This is a genomic window from Chromobacterium alticapitis (genome assembly GCF_002924365.1).
GTDB classification, from domain to species: domain Bacteria; phylum Pseudomonadota; class Gammaproteobacteria; order Burkholderiales; family Chromobacteriaceae; genus Chromobacterium; species Chromobacterium alticapitis.
The window spans coordinates 19357-36546 of sequence record NZ_PQWB01000117.1; the positions used below are offsets into that span (position 1 = coordinate 19357).

The 17190-nt window shown below is 64.7% G+C and carries 15 protein-coding genes and 1 pseudogene; 3 read left to right on the forward strand and 13 right to left on the reverse strand.

Annotation, left to right across the window (positions count from 1 at the left end; all coding sequences use genetic code 11):
• Positions 1 to 61 precede the first annotated feature (61 nt).
• From gloA to hemG, 8 genes are all read right to left on the reverse strand, one after another.
• The gene (gene gloA / locus C2I19_RS18280) at positions 62 to 451 is read right to left on the reverse strand and encodes a lactoylglutathione lyase (RefSeq protein WP_103904065.1); all 390 of its coding nucleotides are present in this window, start codon (positions 449 to 451) and stop codon (positions 62 to 64) included.
• A gap of 17 nt (positions 452 to 468) precedes the next feature.
• On the reverse strand, positions 469 to 1179 hold the full coding sequence (locus tag C2I19_RS18285; RefSeq protein ID WP_103904066.1) for a M48 family metallopeptidase: 711 nt from the start codon (positions 1177 to 1179) through the stop codon (positions 469 to 471).
• Positions 1139 to 1915, reverse strand: coding sequence for a lysophospholipid acyltransferase family protein (locus C2I19_RS18290; protein ID WP_103904067.1), 777 nt, complete (start codon positions 1913 to 1915; stop codon positions 1139 to 1141). The genes C2I19_RS18285 and C2I19_RS18290 overlap by 41 nt, the downstream gene beginning before the upstream one ends.
• 16 nt (positions 1916 to 1931) lie before the next feature.
• Complete coding sequence (gene gmhB, locus C2I19_RS18295) at positions 1932 to 2471, reverse strand: D-glycero-beta-D-manno-heptose 1,7-bisphosphate 7-phosphatase (RefSeq protein WP_103904068.1); 540 nt, start codon at positions 2469 to 2471, stop codon at positions 1932 to 1934.
• A gap of 376 nt (positions 2472 to 2847) precedes the next feature.
• Entirely contained in the window at positions 2848 to 4908 is a 2061-nt protein-coding gene (gene glyS / locus C2I19_RS18300) for a glycine--tRNA ligase subunit beta (protein WP_103904069.1), read from the reverse strand.
• A 15-nt stretch (positions 4909 to 4923) separates the two neighbouring features.
• Complete coding sequence (locus C2I19_RS18305) at positions 4924 to 5346, reverse strand: surface-adhesin E family protein (RefSeq protein ID WP_103904070.1); 423 nt, start codon at positions 5344 to 5346, stop codon at positions 4924 to 4926.
• 68 nt (positions 5347 to 5414) lie between these two features.
• A complete protein-coding gene (glyQ, locus tag C2I19_RS18310; RefSeq protein ID WP_103904071.1) occupies positions 5415 to 6305 on the reverse strand; it encodes a glycine--tRNA ligase subunit alpha in 891 nt (296 codons plus the stop codon).
• Positions 6306 to 6362: 57 nt separating this feature from the next.
• Complete coding sequence (hemG, locus tag C2I19_RS18315; RefSeq protein ID WP_103904072.1) at positions 6363 to 7679, reverse strand: protoporphyrinogen oxidase; 1317 nt, start codon at positions 7677 to 7679, stop codon at positions 6363 to 6365.
• 400 nt (positions 7680 to 8079) lie between these two features.
• Here hemG and C2I19_RS18320 point away from each other — a divergent pair.
• Both C2I19_RS18320 and C2I19_RS22610 read left to right on the forward strand, forming a co-directional pair.
• Positions 8080 to 9717 (forward strand): annotated as a pseudogene (locus tag C2I19_RS18320) (methyl-accepting chemotaxis protein); the annotation flags it as partial.
• 83 nt (positions 9718 to 9800) lie between these two features.
• Positions 9801 to 11351 carry a methyl-accepting chemotaxis protein gene (locus C2I19_RS22610; RefSeq protein WP_233201266.1) on the forward strand — a complete coding sequence of 517 codons (1551 nt, stop codon included), beginning with the start codon at positions 9801 to 9803 and terminating at the stop codon, positions 11349 to 11351.
• 53 nt (positions 11352 to 11404) lie between these two features.
• Here the strand turns inward: C2I19_RS22610 and tdh are convergent, their stop codons facing one another.
• The 4 genes from tdh to hemB all read right to left on the reverse strand — a co-directional run bounded on the left by tdh (position 11405) and on the right by hemB (position 15104).
• Positions 11405 to 12430 carry an L-threonine 3-dehydrogenase gene (gene tdh / locus C2I19_RS18330; protein ID WP_103904074.1) on the reverse strand — a complete coding sequence of 342 codons (1026 nt, stop codon included), beginning with the start codon at positions 12428 to 12430 and terminating at the stop codon, positions 11405 to 11407.
• Positions 12431 to 12486: 56 nt separating this feature from the next.
• Complete coding sequence (locus C2I19_RS18335) at positions 12487 to 13686, reverse strand: glycine C-acetyltransferase (RefSeq protein WP_103904075.1); 1200 nt, start codon at positions 13684 to 13686, stop codon at positions 12487 to 12489.
• A 132-nt stretch (positions 13687 to 13818) separates the two neighbouring features.
• A complete protein-coding gene (locus C2I19_RS18340) occupies positions 13819 to 14031 on the reverse strand; it encodes a hypothetical protein (RefSeq protein WP_103904076.1) in 213 nt (70 codons plus the stop codon).
• 68 nt (positions 14032 to 14099) lie between these two features.
• Entirely contained in the window at positions 14100 to 15104 is a 1005-nt protein-coding gene (hemB, locus tag C2I19_RS18345; protein WP_103904079.1) for a porphobilinogen synthase, read from the reverse strand.
• Between the two features lie 491 nt (positions 15105 to 15595).
• On the opposite strand from hemB, the gene C2I19_RS18350 reads away from it, so the two are divergent.
• Positions 15596 to 16738, forward strand: coding sequence for a porin (locus C2I19_RS18350; protein ID WP_103904077.1), 1143 nt, complete (start codon positions 15596 to 15598; stop codon positions 16736 to 16738).
• A 158-nt stretch (positions 16739 to 16896) separates the two neighbouring features.
• Here C2I19_RS18350 and C2I19_RS18355 read toward each other — a convergent pair.
• Positions 16897 to 17190 (reverse strand): DnaJ C-terminal domain-containing protein (locus tag C2I19_RS18355; protein ID WP_304529156.1); only part of this gene is annotated, 294 nt, incomplete at its 5' end.

Here is a 17190-nt window from a genome sequence, read left to right on the forward strand (position 1 = left end):
CAGGCCGGGCTTCCGGGTGCCGGCCTGTTCGCGTCGCGCGTCCCGCGGGACGCGTTCAGGCTTAGCGGCTGCCCTTTTGGATAAACTCGATCTTGTAGCCGTCGGGATCTTCAATGAAGGCGATCACGGTGGTGCCGTGCTTCATCGGACCGGCTTCGCGGGTGACTTTGCCGCCCTTGGCGCGCGCCATGTCGCAGGCGGCGTAGGCATCGTCCACTTCGATGGCGATGTGGCCGTAGCCGCTGCCCAGCTCGTAGGATTCAGTGTCCCAGTTATGGGTCAGTTCCAGCACGGTGTGATCGGCCTCGTCGCCGTAGCCGACGAAGGCCAGCGTGAAACGGCCTTCCGGAAAGTCCGAACGGCGCAGCAATTTCATGCCGAGTACTTCCTGATAGAACGATAAAGAGCGTTCAAGGTTCCCGACGCGCAACATGGTATGCAGCATTCTCATTGCAATATCCTCGATATTCAGCCAAAAGCAAACAATTCGCCGCCGTGCAGGCGCAGCCAGCGGCGAGCTTCGCGCCAGCCCGGATAGAGACGCTCGGTCTCCGTCCAGAAAGCCGGCGAGTGGTTCATGTGTTCCAGATGGGCCAGTTCGTGGGCGATCACATAATCGACCACCGCCAGCGGCGCCTGCGCCAGCCGCCAGTTCAGGCGGATGCCGCCCTCCGCGCTGCAGCTGCCCCAGCGCGTGCGCGCCGACGACAATTGCAGCCGGCTGGGTTTGCGGCGACAGCGCGCCGCCAGCAGGGAGAGACGACCGGGGAACAGTATCGCCGCCTCGCGTTTCAGGAATTTGGCCAAGGCGTCCTTCAGGCCATCGGCGTCGCCCTCCGCCACGCCGGCCACCAAGAGTTCGGAGCCCTCGCGCTTGACCGTCTTGCGCGCGCCGCCCACCAGGCGCAGCGCCAGGCTTTCTCCCAGCAGCGTCAACCGGCTCAAGTCCTCGCCGGCTGCCAGCTGGCCGCGCTGGCGCAGCACGTGGCCGATGATCCAGTCGTGCCGCTGCCGCAGCACCTGGTGCAAGCGCTCCTGGCTGACGCCGGGCGCGGCGACCAGCTCGACCACGCCGTCGCGCACCCGTATGCCTATGCTCTGCCGCGCGCGCCGCGTCAGCAGCACCGGCACGTCGCCGTCAGGCAGCGGCAGTCGATGCCAGACGCTGGCGCTTTTCATCGGGATCGGCAAACGGGCCTACGCCGCCTATTTCGCGCTGGCGCGCTTCTATCCAGGCCTGGGCCTCGGCCATCATGGCCTCCGGCCCGAGATCGTCCGTCGGCCGGATGGCGGGGCCCACCACCACGGTGACTTCGCCCGGATACTTCAGGAAGGCGTTGCGCGGCCAGAACTCGCCGGCATTATGCGCCACCGGCACCATGGGCATGTCAAACTGCTTGGCCATGCGCGCGGCGCCCAGCTTGTACTTGCCGACGCGGCCGGGCCGCGTGCGGGTGCCCTCGGGAAACACGGTGATCCAGAAGCCGTGGCGCTTGCGCTCCAGGCCCTGTTCCAGCAGGCGCTGATTGGCGCGCGAGCGGTCGGAACGGTTGATCATGATGGGGTTCATCAGCACCAGGCCCCAGCCGAACAGCGGAATCCAGGCCAGTTCGCGCTTGGCCACATAGACCTGCCACGGGAAGATCTTCTGCAGCGACAGGGTCTCCCAGCCCGACTGGTGCTTGGACGTGATCACCGAAGGCTCGGCCGGGATGTTCTCCGCGCCCAGCACCTTGTACTTCAGGCCAATCACGTGCTCCAGCATCCACAGCAGCGTCAGGGCCCAGCTGACGCCGAAGACATGGCGAGCCCGGCGCGGCAGCGGCGCCGCCAGCAGCAGGCAGCAAAAGAAAAGCGGCGTGATGACGATGAGCACCACCCAATACAGCAGATTGCGTATCCACAGACTGATCATGCTTGCAGTTTCTACCTCAGTGATGATTGATCAGATGCTCGGCGGCATCGTACAAGTCGTTGAACACCAGCGTGCTTTCCGGCAGGCCGCCCTTGGCCAGCGTTTTGGCGCCCTTGCCGGTCTTCACCAGGATGGGTTGGCCGCCGACGGCCGCGACGGCCTGCAGGTCGCGCAGGCTGTCGCCTATCAGCGGCAAGCCTTCCAGCTTGACGTTGAAGCGCTCCGCTATTTCCAGCACCATGCCGGGCAGCGGCTTGCGACAGTCGCAGCCGTGATCCGGCCCATGCGGACAGAACACCACGGCTTCGATGCGGCCGCCAGCCTGGCCGACCAGCCGGTGCATCTTCTCGTGCATCGCGTTCAGCGCGTGCATGTCGAACAGGCCGCGGGCGATGCCGGACTGATTGGTGGCCACCACCACGCGCCAGCCGGACTGCGTCAGATTGGCGATCGCCTCCAGGCTATGCTCGATCGGCACCCACTCCGCGCTGTTCTTGACGTAATCGTCGCGATCTTCGTTGATCACGCCGTCGCGATCCAGAATGACTAGTTTCAAGATCTTCCCCGATATTGTCGTAGGGCGGAAGCCCCGCCGGGGCGTTCCGCCATTCACTCCCAGGCTGCCGGGAGCCTCGCCCTCGCCAGCCAGGCGGAGCCGCCCCCTCTCCCCAACCCCTCTCCCGCCAGGGGAGAGGGGCTTGGCATGCTAGGGCGGAAGCCCCGCCGGGGCGTTCCGCCACTCACTCCCAGACTGCCGGGAACCTCGCCCTCGCCAGCCAGGCGGAGCCGCCCCCTCTCCCCAACCCTTCTCCCGCCAGAGGAGAGGGGCTTGGCATGCTAGGGCGGAAGCCCCGCCGGGGCGTTCCGCCTGCCATGTTCTTGCAAAAGGAAAACGGCGGAACGCCCGGCATGGCCGGGCTTCCGCCCTACGCTCACTCCGCCAGCAGCGAGATGTCGGCCACGCGGTTGAACAGCGCGGCCAGGCTGGCCAACAGCGCGATGCGGTTGGCGCGCACCTTGGCGTCCTCGGCCATCACCATCACGCCGTCGAAGAAGGCGTCAACCGGGGCGCGCAGCGAAGCCAGCTGAGTCAGCGCGCCGGCGAAGTCATGGGCGGCGAACTTGGCTTCCACGGCCGGAGCCAGCGCCTGCACCGCGGCGTACAGCGCCTGCTCGGCGGCCTCCTGCAGCAGCGCGGCGTCCGCTACGCCCACTTCGCCCTCGGCCTTCTTCAGGATGTTGTTGACGCGCTTGTTGGCGGCGGCCAGCGATGCCGCTTCCGGCAGCGCCTTGAAGCCGGCCACGGCGGCCAGCACGGCGCGCACTTCGTGGATGCGGCTGGGCGCGAGCGCCAGCACGGCGTCGATTTCGTCGCCCTTGTAATCGGCGGCCAGGTAGTTCTTCAGGCGGTCCATCATGAAGCCGAACACTTCGTCGGCTACCTTGGCGGACAGCTTGCCCTCCGGGAAGGCCTCGGCCACGATGGTCAGCAGCTGCTTCAGGTCCAGATCCGCTTCCAGCGCCATGCGCACCACGCCCAGCGCGGCGCGGCGCAAGGCGAACGGATCCTTGTCGCCGGTCGGAATCAGGCCTATGCCCCAGATGCCGACGATGGTTTCCAGCTTGTCGGCCAACGCCACCGCGGTGGCGATCTTGCCTTGCGGCAGCGTGTCGCCGGCGAAGCGCGGGTGGTAGTGGCCCTCGATGGCGGTGGCCACTTCGTCATGCTCTCCGTCGTGCTGGGCGTAGTACATGCCCATGATGCCCTGCAGCTCCGGGAATTCGCCCACCATGTCGCTGACCAGGTCGGCCTTGGCCAGGTAGGCGGCGCGGGCGGCCAGCGCGGTGTCGGCGCCCAGCTCATGGGCGATGGCGCCAGCGATGATTTGCAGACGCTCCACGCGCTCCAACTGGCTGCCTATCTTGTTGTGGTACACCACGTTAGCCAGGCGCGGCAGGCGGCTGTCCAGGCGGTGCTTCTGGTCTTGTTCGAAGAAGAACTTGGCGTCGGACAGGCGGGCGCGCAGCACGCGCTCGTTGCCGCCGACGACGAAGGACGGGTCCTGCGGCTCGATATTGGACACCAGCAGGAAGCGGTTCATCAGCTTGCCGTTACCGTCCAGCAGCGGGAAATACTTCTGATTCTGCTGCATGGTCAGGATCAGGCATTCCTGCGGCACGTTCAGGAACTCGGCCTCGAAGCCGGCCTCCAGCACCACCGGCCACTCCACCAGCGCGGTCACTTCGTCGAACAGCGCATCCGGCGCGGCGATGGTGGCGCCGAGCTTGGCGGCGGCCTCGGCCAGCTTGTGGCCGATCAGCTCGCGGCGGGCCGCGAAGCTGGCGATGACCTTGCCCTCTTCATGCAGAACGCGGGCGTAGGCGTCCGCATGGCTGATGCTCACTTCGCCCTGCGACAGGAAGCGGTGGCCGCGGGTGGCGTTGCGGCTTTGCAGGCCCAACACCTCGCCGGCGACGACCTGGTCGCCATGCAGCATGATCAGACCGTGCACCGGACGCACGAATTGCAAGTCGGAATCGCCCCAGCGCATCAGCTTGGGCGCCGGCAGCTTCTTCAGCGCCAGGCCGACGATGTCCGCCAGCGCGGCGGACAGCGCCTCGCCCACCTTGGTGCTGGAATAGGCGTACACATCCTGCTTGCCGTTATTGACGATGGACAGTTCGGACACTTCCACGCCGCAGGAGCGGGCGAAACCGGCCAGAGCCGGCGTGGGCTGGCCGTCCTTCATGCCGGCTGCGGCGGCCGGGCCCTGGCGCGTGATCCGCTGGTCCGGCTGCACGGCCAGCACGCCGGGCAGCTGCACCGCCAGGCGGCGCGGCGAGGCGTAGACCACGGCCTCGGCGTCGGCGGCGACGAATTGCGCCTTCTTCAATTCTTCAGTGATGGTCTGGGCGAAACTGGCGGCCAGACGCGGCAGGGCCTTGGGCGGCAGCTCCTCGGTCAGGAGTTCGATCAGCAGGGTGGCGTTCATTCTGTTCGGTTTCAATTATTGGGCTGCGTTTCCGGCCGCGTCGCAGATCACCTTCATCATGGCGTGGGCGACCGAGCTTTCGGCCACCGGCTGCCACTTCCAGGCATAGCGCGGCACCGGAAACATGGTGGAAAACAGGTGCTTGTTGTTCTCGTCGAAATACTCGGAACCGACAAACACGTACTGGTATTGCTTGCAATCGGCGTAACCGGTGGTGCGGCGGATAGAGAAGTGCAGCCGATACGATTTCTCGTAGCGCTGCTTGGCGAAGCGCTCCTGGTTGATGAAATGCACCAGGCCGTCCTTGCCCATCCACAACGAATTGCCGTCTATCGCCAGCTGCAGCTGGCCGCCATCCTGGTACACCACCCAGTCGGCGGCGGACTCGGCCCTGGCAGCCAGGCTAAACAGCAACAATATCGCGGCGCAGGCTCTCATTTTCCTCTCCTATCGGTCAGGCCGGACTTGCCAGCCTTAACAGCATAGGCGATAAGCCGCGCGCGCCATCAGTCCTTGCGGCACATCGGGAAGCCCAGCGCCTCGCGGGCGTCGTAGTACGCCTGCGCCACGCCGCGCGACAGATTGCGGATGCGGCCGATATAGGCGGCGCGCTCGGTCACCGAGATGGAGCCGCGCGCGTCCAGCAGATTGAAAGCGTGGCCGGCCTTCAGGATCATTTCATACGCCGGCAGCGGCAGGCTGGCTTCCAACAGTTTCTTGGCTTCGGCCTCGTAGTCGTTGAACTGGCGGAACAGCAGCTCGACATTGCTGTGCTCGAAGGCGTACTTGGATTGCTCCACCTCGTTCTGGTAGAACACATTGCCATAAGTGACCGGCTGCCCGTCCGGCAGGTGGGTCCAGATCAGGTCATAGACGTTTTCCACGCCCTGCAGATACATGGCCAGGCGCTCCAGGCCGTAGGTGATCTCGCCCAGCACCGGCTTGCAATCCAGGCCGCCCACTTGCTGGAAGTAGGTGAACTGCGTCACTTCCATGCCGTTCAGCCACACCTCCCAACCCAGGCCCCAGGCGCCCAGCGTCGGGTTTTCCCAGTCGTCCTCGACGAAGCGGATGTCCTGCTGGGTGGGGTCCAGACCCAGTTCCTTCAGCGAACCCAGGTAGAGCTCCTGGATATTGGCCGGGGCCGGTTTCAGCACCACCTGGAACTGGTGATGCTGGAACAGGCGGTTCGGGTTTTCGCCGTAGCGGCCGTCCTTGGGACGGCGGCTGGGCTGCACGTAAGCGGCGTTCCAGGGCTCAGGACCCAGCGCGCGCAGGAAAGTGGCGGTGTGCGAGGTGCCGGCGCCCACTTCGGTGTCGTAGGGCTGCAGCAGCGCGCAGCCCTGGCGGTTCCAGTAGTGCTGGAGCGTGAGGATGATTTCCTGGAAGGTAAGCATAGGTACGTGTCGATGGAAATTTGACAAATAAAGGCCGATTCTACCGTCTGCGGCCGCTCACGCAAAGCCGGGCCGACCGACGCCGCCCAGGCGGGCCGCCAAGCGCCTGCCCTTGCGCAGGCAATCGGCCAGCGAGACGCCGTCCAGCCAGTTGGCGCACACATGCAAACCCTGCCCCGCCAGCGGCTGTGCCATCCGCCTCACTCGCCCCTGCAGCGAAGTGCCTTGCGGCAGCGCCGCCGGCCAGCGCGTGACCCGCTGCGACACCGGCCGGGCGCGCAAGCCGAAACGCTCCGCCATTTCCCGGTTCAAGCCGAGCAGCATTTCCGCGTCGCTCAGTTCCATCCGCTCCGGATGGCGTCGGCCGCCGATGAAGCTGGTCAACAGCTGCGTGCCGTCCGGACACACATGAGGATAACTGTTGCTGACGCTCAAATGCCCTAGCGTCAACATGCCTTCCGCCTCGGGATGCAGCGCGCCGCCGCCCTCCAGCGGCCACTCCAGCGCATCCGCCTCCAGCAGCGTGCTGACCACGGCCAGCGGCGCGTACGGAATGCGGCGGCAGGCATCGGCCAACGCCGGCGCCAGCGGATGCAGCAGGGTCGCGGCCTGCGCCGCCGGCAAGGCCAGCACCACCTGCTGCGCGCGCTCCCAGCCGGCAGCGGTGCGCAGCCGCCAGCCGGCGCCCTCGCGCCGCAGCGCCGTCACCGGGCAGTTCAAGCGCACATCCAGTTCGGCCGCCAGCCGCAGCGGCAATTGTTGCAAGCCGCCTTGCAGAGTACAGGCGCGCCGGCCCTCCATGCGCTTGCGCATTTTCAACAGGCCGCTCAGGAAGGGGCCGCGGCATTGCGCAGCCTCGGCCAGTTCCGGCAGCGCCTCCTGCAGCCGCAGTTCCTGCGGATCGCCGGCGAACACGCCGCCCACCATGGGGTCCAGCACCTTGGCCAGCACCTCGCTGCCGAAGCGCGAATCGCAGAACGTCGCCACGCTATCCAAGCCCGCGCTGCCCGCGCCGGGACGCAGCATGCCGCGGATCACTTTCCACTTGCCGCCCCAGCTCAGCAAATTGCCTCCCAGCAATTGCAGCGGCCCCTCCGGCAAGCGCCGGTAGCAGCCATCCAGCAGCACGTGGCGGACAGCGCCGGCCTGGCTGGGCCATACCGGAGACAGGCCCAGCGACTGCAGCCATTGCAGCAACTCCTCATCCGCCAACAGCGTGTGCGGCCCCTCCTCGCGCAAGACGGCGCCGCCTTCGGTCGACACTTTGCCGCCCACCCTATCGTCTGCCTCGTACACCACAACTTCCGCCCCCTGCCGCCGCAACCACCAGGCGCAAGACAGGCCGGACACGCCGGCTCCAATCACCGCAATCATGTAAGCACCTCTCGCCAATCTGTTTCGTCAGCGATGAATTATCCGTGCCCCTGACCTGCGTCAGTTGACAGCCATCAAGAGGCAAGCGCAAGGAAACGAACATCTCCATTTCCCATTCAAACAATTTACAAAACATTTACAAAAGCTCTGTTACACTCGCCCCCGAACAACATATACAGATATGTCCCACGTCTACAGCATGACAATCCAACAGCGACACTTCCACCCCACAAACCGCGCCGAACAAGGAAGCAGGCGAACCGCCCAACACGCGCCGTAAGCGCGCCCCGTCCCACCATGCCGCCGGCCACCCGCGCGCAGCGGGCAGGCGCGCCGCCACGCGCGACGCCCGCCCAACCAACAAAAACGAATCAACCGTGGTGCGAAAATGAAAAATTGGAAAGTCAGCTCTCAACTTCTGCTGCTCACAGGCCTGATGGCCCTGCTGATACTCGCCGTCGGCCTGCTAGGCCTCTCCGGCATGTCAGATACCACCGCGCGGCTGCAGACGGTCTACCAGGACCGGACCGTGCCGCTGGTGCAATTGGGCAAGATCGCCCGTTGGCACCGCGCCAGCCTGCAGCGGCTGAAGCTGGTCAATGAGCTGTACAAGCAAGGCCCGGCCGGCGTCTCCCGCGCCCAGGCCGAGCTGGCCATGTTGCGCCAGGGCCGCGGCCTGATAGACGAGCAGTGGCGCGCCTATCGCAGCACCTTGATGACAGACGAGGAAAACCGCCTGATCGCCGTCTACGAGCAGCACATGCCGCAGTTCCGGCAACAGGTCTACGACCGGGTGTTGGACGCCCCCGCCGGCGCGCCGCTGCCGGCGGACATCCAGCAAGCCCTCTACGACGAGCAAAACTCGGAGGGCGCGCAGGTGATGCGGGTGATCGAACAACTGTGCGACCTGCAGGAACGGGTGGCCGCCAGCGAGTTCGCCGCCGCCCAGGATCATTACCAATGGACCCATCTGCTGTCGCTGGCGCTGATCGCGGGCGCGCTGCTGCTGGGCGGCTGCGCCTCGCTGGCGATACGCCGCAATCTGTTGGCTCAGTTGGGTTGCGAGCCGGCTGAACTTAACCGCATCAGCCGCGCCATCGCCGCCGGCGATCTGAGCCAGCGCCTCGCCGCGCCGGAAGGCGACAGCCGCAGCGTGCTGTCCAGCGTGCGCGACATGCAGCGCACCTTGCACCAGCTGATAGGCAATATGGTGGACGGCGTCGCCCGCACCAGCGAAGCGATCAGCCAGATGAGCAGCAGCGCCAGCCAGATAGGCGGGGCCGTGCAACAGCAAAACGAATCCTCCGCCACCATGGCGGCGGCGGTAGAGGAAATGCTGACCGCCATCGGCCAAATCGCGGACGGCGCCCGCCGCGGCCACGACCGCTGCCTGGCCGCCGGCGAGCTGGCGCAACAGGGCGCGCGCCAGGCTCAAGATTCGGCTCGGGACATGCTTCAGCTGTACGACAGCGTGCAACAAAGCAGCCAGGAACTGGCCGAGCTGAACCAGCACGCCAGCCGCATCAGCAGCATCGTGCAGGTGATCAAGGACATCGCGGACCAGACCAATCTGCTGGCGTTGAACGCCTCCATCGAGGCCGCCCGCGCCGGCGAGCAGGGGCGCGGCTTCGCCGTGGTGGCGGACGAGGTGCGCAAGCTGGCTGAGCGGACCAACCAGTCGCTGGGCGAAGTGGACGCCATGATAAGCGCCATCCAGAGCGTGGGCGGCCGCGCGGTGGCCAGCATGGACCAGGCCCGCGCCGAGGCCAGCCGCGGCGCCGAACTGGCCGACGCCACCGGCCGCACCATCGTCGAGCTGGAACAGGGCGCCGGCCAGGTAGTGGCCACCATGGCCGACATCTCGCTGTCGCTGAACGAGCAGAACCAGTCCAGCCGCCTGCTGGGCGGCAATCTGGAAAGCATCGCCCAGATGAGCGAGCAAAATGACAGCGCGGTGCGCCAGCTGATTGCCGGCCTGCGCGCGCTGTCGTCCATGGCGGACGCGCTGCGCGAGCAGACCCGGCGCTTCAGCCTCTAGCCGCCGGAGCGGCAAGCATGCGCCCCGCAGGGGCAATGGGGACAGGCTATACCAAGAGCAAGACGGAAACCGGAAGCCCGCCCATGCCCCGCCCTCTCTTGCTGAAGACCCGGCTGCAGCTCCTCGCGCTGGCCGCCCTCGCCGCGCTGCTATTGCTCGCGGGGGCCGGCGCCGGCCAGCTGGCCGGCATGGATCAAGCCGTCGAGCGCCGCCTGAGCCAGGTCATCGCTCAAAACCGCGTCGACCGCGCCGTCCAGCTGGCCAATCTGCACTTCAAAATCCAGGTGCAGAACTGGAAGGACGTCCTGCTGCGCGGCAACGACAGCGCCGACTACGCCGGCTATCTGGACGCTTTCCATCAGGAGGACCGCGCCGTCGACGACATGCTCAGACAGGCGGCCGCGGCCATGGCCGAAGCCGGCCAGCCCAGCGCCGACATCGACGCCATCCTCGCCGAGCACGCCAGGCTGGACGAGCGCTACCAAGCCGCCCTGGCCGGCTTCCGCCAGGATGACAAGCTGTCCGGCCAACAGGTGGACCGCCAGGTGCGCGGCATGGACCGCGCCATGAGCGAGCAACTGCTGCGGACCAGCGAAACCATCCGCGCCAGCTTCGAGCAATTGCTGCAGCAACAGATCGAAACCACCCACGGCAGCTACCGCCAGGCGCTGGGCCTGTTCACCGCCATCGCCGTCATCGGCGCGCTGGCTCTGGCCGCCGCCATCGCGCTCATCGGCATCGGCATTTTCCGCCAAGTGGGCGGCGAGCCGGCCGTAGTGGCCGACATCGCCCGCCGCGTGGCCGCTGGCGATCTGACCGTGCATGCCAGGCTGCGCGCCGGCGATGCGCACAGCGTGCTGGCGGCGATGCAAAGCATGGTGGAGCGGCTGACCCGCGTGATAGAGGAACTGCGGCAGAACGCCGAGCAGTTGAACACCACCTCCTCCGAAGTGGCCGCGTCGGCGCAGATCTTGAGTCAAAGCGCCTCGCAGCAGGCGGCCAGCCTGGAACAGACCAGCGCTTCGGTGGAACAAATCGCCGCCACGGTGGCGCAGAATTCCGACAACGCCCACATCACCGACGCCACGGCCGGCCAATCCGCCAACTGCGCGGACGACGGCAGCCAGGCGGTCAGCCGCACCGTGAGCGCCATACGCGACATCGCCGGCCGCATAGGCGTGATAGACGACATCGCCTACCAGACCAATCTGCTGGCGCTGAACGCGGCCATCGAGGCCGCCCACGCGGGCAAGCACGGCCTGGGTTTCACCGTGGTGGCCGCCCAAGTGCGCAAGCTGGCGGAAGACAGCCAAAGCGCGGCGCGCGAGATCGGCCGCTTGGCCGGGGACAGCGTGGAAATGGCTGAGCAGGCTGGCGCGGCCCTGTCCCAATTGGTGCCGTCCATCCGCAAGACCGCAGAGCTGGTGCAAGAGATCGCCCTCGCCTCCCACGAGCAGAGCGAAGGCCTGCAGCAGATCAATACCGCGGTCAGCCAGCTGTCCATGACCACCCAGCTGAGCGCCTCCACTTCGGAGCAGCTGTCCGCCGCCTCGGACCAGCTGAACGCCCAGGCCGAGCGCCTGCGCAGCATGATGGCTTTTTTTCAAACCCATCGCGCGCCTGGCCCGGGCTGAAACGCAAAACGGCCTCCGCTAGCGGAGGCCGTCTGACGAGCGGACGGTAGCGCTCAGCGCCAGTCCAGGATCACCTTGCCGCTCTGGCCGGACAGCATGGCGGCGAAGCCGGCTTCGAACTCATCCACCTTGAAGTGGTGGGTGATGATGGGCGTGATATCCAGGCCGGACTGGATCAGCGCCACCATCTTGTACCAGGTCTCGAACATCTCGCGGCCGTAGATGCCCTTGATTTCCAGACCCTTGAAGATCACTTGGTTCCAGTCGATGGCGGTATTGGACGGCGGGATGCCCAGCAAGGCCACCTTGCCGCCATGGTTCATCGTTTCCAGCATCTGGCGGAAGGCCTGCGGGTTGCCGGACATTTCCAGGCCCACGTCGAAGCCCTCGGTCATGCCCAGCTCCTGCATCACCGCCTTCAGGTCTTCCTTGGCAACGTTGACGGCGCGCGTGGCGCCCATCTTCTTCGCCAGATCCAGCCGGTAGTCGTTGACATCGGTGATCACCACGTGGCGCGCGCCGACATGCTTGGCGATGGCCACCGCCATGATGCCTATCGGGCCGGCGCCGGTGATCAGCACGTCCTCGCCCACCAGGTTGAAGCTCAGCGCGGTGTGCACGGCGTTGCCGAACGGATCGAAGATGGACGCCAGATCGTCGGAGATGTCATCCGGAATCGGGAAGGCGTTGAAGGCCGGGATCACCAGGTATTCAGCGAACGCGCCCTCGCGGTTCACGCCCACGCCGGTGGTGTTGCGGCACAGGTGGCGGCGGCCGGCACGGCAGTTGCGGCAGTGGCCGCAAGTGATGTGGCCTTCTCCGGACACGCGCTGGCCTATCTTGAAGCCCTGCACTTCCGAACCCATGCCGGCGACGACGCCGACGTATTCATGGCCGACATGCATCGGCACCGGGATGGTCTTCTGCGACCATTCGTCCCAGTTCCAGATGTGGATGTCGGTGCCGCAGATCGCGGTCTTGACGATCTTGATCAGCAGATCGTTGTGGCCGACTTCCGGCTGCGGAACATCGGTCATTTCCAGGCCGGGAGCGGCCTTCAGTTTGGCAAGCGCCTTCATGTCTCTATCCTTGGGCGCGCGGGCATGCCGCCCGCGCCGCCTGTCATGCGGTCAAATCAGATTACGCCCAGCTCGCGGCCCACCTTGATGAAGGCGGCCACGGCCTTCTTCACCTGCTCTTCGCTATGCGCGGCGGACATCTGGGTGCGGATGCGCGCCTTGCCCTTGGGCACTACCGGGTAGGAGAAGCCGATCACGTACACGCCTTCGGCCAGCAGCTTGGAGGCCATTTCGCCGGCCAGGCGGGCATCGCCCAGCATCACCGGGACAATGGGGTGCTCGCCCGGCACCAGGGTAAAGCCGGCGGCGGACATTTCCTGGCGGAACAGCTCGGCGTTGCGGCGCACCTTGGCGCGCAGCTCGGCGCCTTCGCCGCTCTTCAGGATGTTCAGCACTTCCACGCTGGCGGCGGCGATGGCCGGGGCCAGCGTGTTGGAGAACAAATAGGGGCGCGAGCGTTGGCGCAACAGGTCGACGATGGGCTGGTGCGCGGCGACGTAGCCGCCGGACGCGCCGCCCAGCGCCTTGCCCAGCGTGCCGGTGTAGATGTCCACGCGGTCGGACACCCCGCAGTATTCCGGCGTGCCGGCGCCGGTTTCGCCGATGAAGCCCACCGCGTGCGAATCGTCCACCATCACCAGCGCGTCGTGGCGCTCGGCCAGATCGCAGATGCCGTTCAAATCGGCGATGATGCCGTCCATCGAGAACACGCCATCGGTGACGATCAGCTTGAAGCGCGCGCCAGCCTGCTCGGCGGCGATCAGCTGCGCCTCCAGGTCGGCCATGTCGTTGTTCTTGTAGCGGAAGCGCTTGGCCTTGCACAAGCGCACGCCGTCGATGATGGAGGCGTGGTTCAGCTCGTCCGAAATCACCGCGTCCTCTTCGGTCAGCAGGGTTTCGAACACGCCGCCGTTGGCGTCGAAGCAGCTGGAATACAGAATGGTGTCGTCGGTGCCCAGGAAGCTGGAAATCGACTTTTCCAGCTGCTTGTGAATGGACTGGGTGCCGCAGATGAAACGCACCGAGGCGCAGCCGTAGCCGTACTGGTCCATGCCGTCCTTGGCGGCCTGCACCAGGCGCTTGTCGTCGGCCAGGCCCAGGTAGTTGTTGGCACAGAAGTTCAGCACATGCTCGCCGCCGGCCAGCGCGATGTCGGCGCTTTGCGGCGTGGCGATCACGCGCTCCGGCTTTTCGAAACCATCGGCCTTGATTTGGGCCAGCGTGGCCTGCAGATGGGCCAGGTAAGTGTGGTTCATGACAGTCCTTTGGATAGGACGGACGCGGAAATCCCAGCCGCGCCCGCAGGCACCGCGCCCCGCCTATGGCGGCGCGCCACGAAAACTGTAGCCATTCTAGCGCAGCGCCTATCTTGACAGCAGTGACAGTTGTCAGTGTTTTGGCTGCGCTCTGTCACCGTCCCGCAATATCGGCAACTCGGCGTTCGGCGCGTCTTCCTCTTCGTCCCAACGCAGCGGCCTGACGCCAGGCGGCAGCTCGATGGGCGGCTCCCGCCGCGACAGCCGGGACAGGATGCCGACAACGGTGGCCACCGGCGCGGCGATCACTGCCACCCAGAACCAGGTGGAGTGCAATACATCCATGCGTCTCTCCCAATGCAAACGCCCCTTGCCGCAAGCGGACAAGGGGCGCGGCTCAATGCTTCATATTATCAGCGCTGGCGCAGCAAACGAGCGGCGTCCATCGCAAAATAAGTGAGGATGCCATCGGCGCCGGCGCGCTTGAACGCGAGCAGGCTTTCCATCATGCACTTCTCTTCGTTGAGCCAGCCATTCTGGAACGCCGCTTTCAGCATGGCGTATTCGCCGGACACCTGGTAGGCGAAAGTGGGCACGCGGAAGGTATCCTTGACGCGGCGAATCACGTCCAGATACGGCATGCCGGGCTTGATCATCACCATGTCGGCGCCCTCTTCCAGATCCTGCGCCACCTCCTGGATCGCCTCGTCGATATTGGCCGGATCCATCTGGTAATTATCCTTGTTGGCCTTGCCGAGGTTGCCGGACGAACCCAACGCGTCGCGGAAGGGGCCATAGAAACCGGACGAGTACTTGGCGGAGTAAGCCAGAATCTTGGTATGGATATAGCCTTCCTCCTCCAGCGCTTCGCGGATGGCCCCGATGCGGCCGTCCATCATGTCGGACGGGCCGAACACGTCGACCCCGGCCTCGGCGTGGCAAAGCGCTTGCTTGATCAGGATGGCGGTGGTTTCGTCGTTCAGCACATAGCCGCTGGCGTCTATCACGCCGTCCTGGCCGTGAACGGTATAAGGATCCAGCGCGCCGTCCGTCATCACGCCCAGCTCCGGGAAGCGCTTCTTCAGCTCCCGCACCACGCGCGGCACCAAACCATCCGGGTTATAAGCCTCTCGCGCCTCGTTGTCCTTGCCTTCCGTAATCACAGGGAACAGCGACAGCATGGGGATGCCCAGTTCCAGCGCTTCCTCGGCCACGGGCAACAGCTTGTCCAGCGTCAAGCGCGGCGCGCCCGGCATGGACGGCACCTCCACCACCTGATTGCTGCCCTCCATCACAAACACCGGATAGATCAGGTCATTGGCGGTCAGCACGTTTTCGCGCATCAGGCGGCGGCTGAAAGCGTCCTTGCGCATGCGGCGCATGCGGGTGGCGGGAAAATAGCGATTGGCGAAAATCATGACGAACATCCCCTAAAAAAGACATCGTCAATTGTACGCCCTTTCCACGCGGGCAGACAGCGCGCCGCCCAAGCCACTCATGCGCCTAACATGATTTTTCCTAATGAGTACGCCAAAAGCAATCTTCACCACCGTTCATGTCTTGCCATGAAGAGGCATTCATTTTTCGCACTGGCAAAAAAGTTACACTTTTTTACAAGAAATACTGGCAATCAAAAAAATTAAAAAGTCATAAAGATCTAACTTTCCCAACCATTATGAAAATTGCGCTTTTTAACGCAATGATTTTGATAGCATTGCCAATTAATTTCAATTTTGACAAAAAAAATTCAAATTGAATTTCAAGCAAATAATCTTCAGCTGTTAATTTGTGTTTATTGACAGCTTCCAAGCCACCAGACGACACTGGATCCCCAAGAACAGCGGAATACAAAAACTCACCGCTGATGATGGCCTTTCGGCCGTTTTCAAACAAAGGGCATTAGAGAAACATGAAGAAAATCATTATCGCCGCAGCCGTTGCCGCGGCAGTCCCCGCACTCGCTCAAGCTGACGTCAACATCTACGGCTCGCTGCGCGCCGGCGTGTCCATGACCAAGAACAGCGCCAACAACTACAGCTCCACTTTCGGCGTCGACGACTTCGGCAGCCGCATAGGCTTCAAGGGCAGCGAAGATCTGGGCAACGGCCTGAAGACCATCTGGCAAGTGGAAACCGGTTTCGCCATAGACGGCGTGGCTGGCGGCGGCTCCGCCTCCGGCACCTTCGCCAACCGCGAAAGCTATGTCGGCGTCGACAGCGGCTTCGGCAAGCTGCGCGTAGGCTATCTGACCGACGTGCTGGCCGACTCGGAAGCGACCGACAACCTGTACGGCCCGCGCCGCGACGGCATGGGCACCAACTTCCCGCTGTATGAACAAGGTGATCTGTTCTCCTACGGCGACCTGCGCTTCAAGAACAGCGTGCGCTACGACTCCCCGACCTTGTACGGCTTCAACCTGACGCTGCAATACGGCGCGGGCGAAAACCAGCCGGCCGGCCAAAAGAAACAAGGCGAACAGTACGGCGTACGTCTGGCCTACCAGAACGCCGGCTTCTTCGGCGCCTTCGCCAACGCCACCCAGCTCAATACCAAGGGCAGCAGCAACAGCTCGACCAATCGCCTGGAAGGCGGCTACAGCGCCAACAATCTGTACCTGGCCGCCAGCTACCAGTGGCTGACCACCTATGGCGATGCCTGGGCGCAAGCGAAGAATGCCGATGGCTCGCTCAAATTCGACGCCAACAAGCAACCGATTTATGCCCTTCCCGGCATCAATCAACTGAGTCCGACCGTCGGCACCGGCGGCAACAAGGTGGAGAACACCACCTGGGCCCTGAACGCGGCCTACACCATCGGCAACTTCAAGCCTTCCGTGGTCTACTCCAAGCGCGGCGATGCCAAAGTCGACGGCGTACGCTACAGCCTGGGCGGCAACCAATGGGCGGCCGCCCTGGACTACACCATGAGCAAGAACACCATGGTGGAAGTGGGCTATGGCGAGCGCAAGGACAACAAGGACGCGCGAACCATCAACAATTTCGCTCAAGAAAAGTCCACCCTGGCCTGGGCCATGATGAAGCACAACTTCTAAGCGAAGTTATCCTGGTTTGGAATGTGCAGACAGCCGCCCGCGTGGGCGGCTGTTTTGCTTGGCCGCTCGACAGCGGGCCGCGACAAGCGGCACGCTCGTCAGCCGAAAAGAAAAAGCCAGCCCGACACGGACTGGCTTTAGCTTGGAGAGCGCCTCGCTTATTCGAAGAAATCTCGCAGCTTGTCCATGAAGGACTTGGATCGCGGATTGTGCGTAGCCACGTCGCCCTGGCTGATCGCCTCGAACTCGCGCAGCAATTCCTTCTGGCGATCGGTCAGCTTGACCGGGGTCTCCACCACCACATGGCAGTGCAGATCGCCAAAGTCCGTGCCGCGCACGGCCTTGACGCCCTTGCCCCGCAGCCGGTAGACGCGGCCGCTCTGCGTTTCCGAGGAGATCTTGACCTTGGCCATGCCGTCCAGCGTCGGGATTTCCACTTCGCCGCCCAGCGC

Coding starts and splice junctions, on each gene's coding strand:
- gloA (WP_103904065.1), bottom strand. CDS start 451: ATGAGAATGCTGCATACCATGTTGCGCGTCGGGAACCTTGAACGCTCT.
- C2I19_RS18285 (WP_103904066.1), bottom strand. CDS start 1,179: ATGAAAAGCGCCAGCGTCTGGCATCGACTGCCGCTGCCTGACGGCGAC.
- C2I19_RS18290 (WP_103904067.1), bottom strand. CDS start 1,915: ATGATCAGTCTGTGGATACGCAATCTGCTGTATTGGGTGGTGCTCATC.
- glyS (WP_103904069.1), bottom strand. CDS start 4,908: ATGAACGCCACCCTGCTGATCGAACTCCTGACCGAGGAGCTGCCGCCC.
- C2I19_RS18305 (WP_103904070.1), bottom strand. CDS start 5,346: ATGAGAGCCTGCGCCGCGATATTGTTGCTGTTTAGCCTGGCTGCCAGG.
- glyQ (WP_103904071.1), bottom strand. CDS start 6,305: ATGCTTACCTTCCAGGAAATCATCCTCACGCTCCAGCACTACTGGAAC.
- hemG (WP_103904072.1), bottom strand. CDS start 7,679: ATGATTGCGGTGATTGGAGCCGGCGTGTCCGGCCTGTCTTGCGCCTGG.
- C2I19_RS22610 (WP_233201266.1), top strand. CDS start 9,801: ATGCCCCGCCCTCTCTTGCTGAAGACCCGGCTGCAGCTCCTCGCGCTG.
- tdh (WP_103904074.1), bottom strand. CDS start 12,430: ATGAAGGCGCTTGCCAAACTGAAGGCCGCTCCCGGCCTGGAAATGACC.
- C2I19_RS18335 (WP_103904075.1), bottom strand. CDS start 13,686: ATGAACCACACTTACCTGGCCCATCTGCAGGCCACGCTGGCCCAAATC.
- C2I19_RS18340 (WP_103904076.1), bottom strand. CDS start 14,031: ATGGATGTATTGCACTCCACCTGGTTCTGGGTGGCAGTGATCGCCGCG.
- hemB (WP_103904079.1), bottom strand. CDS start 15,104: ATGATTTTCGCCAATCGCTATTTTCCCGCCACCCGCATGCGCCGCATG.
- C2I19_RS18350 (WP_103904077.1), top strand. CDS start 15,596: ATGAAGAAAATCATTATCGCCGCAGCCGTTGCCGCGGCAGTCCCCGCA.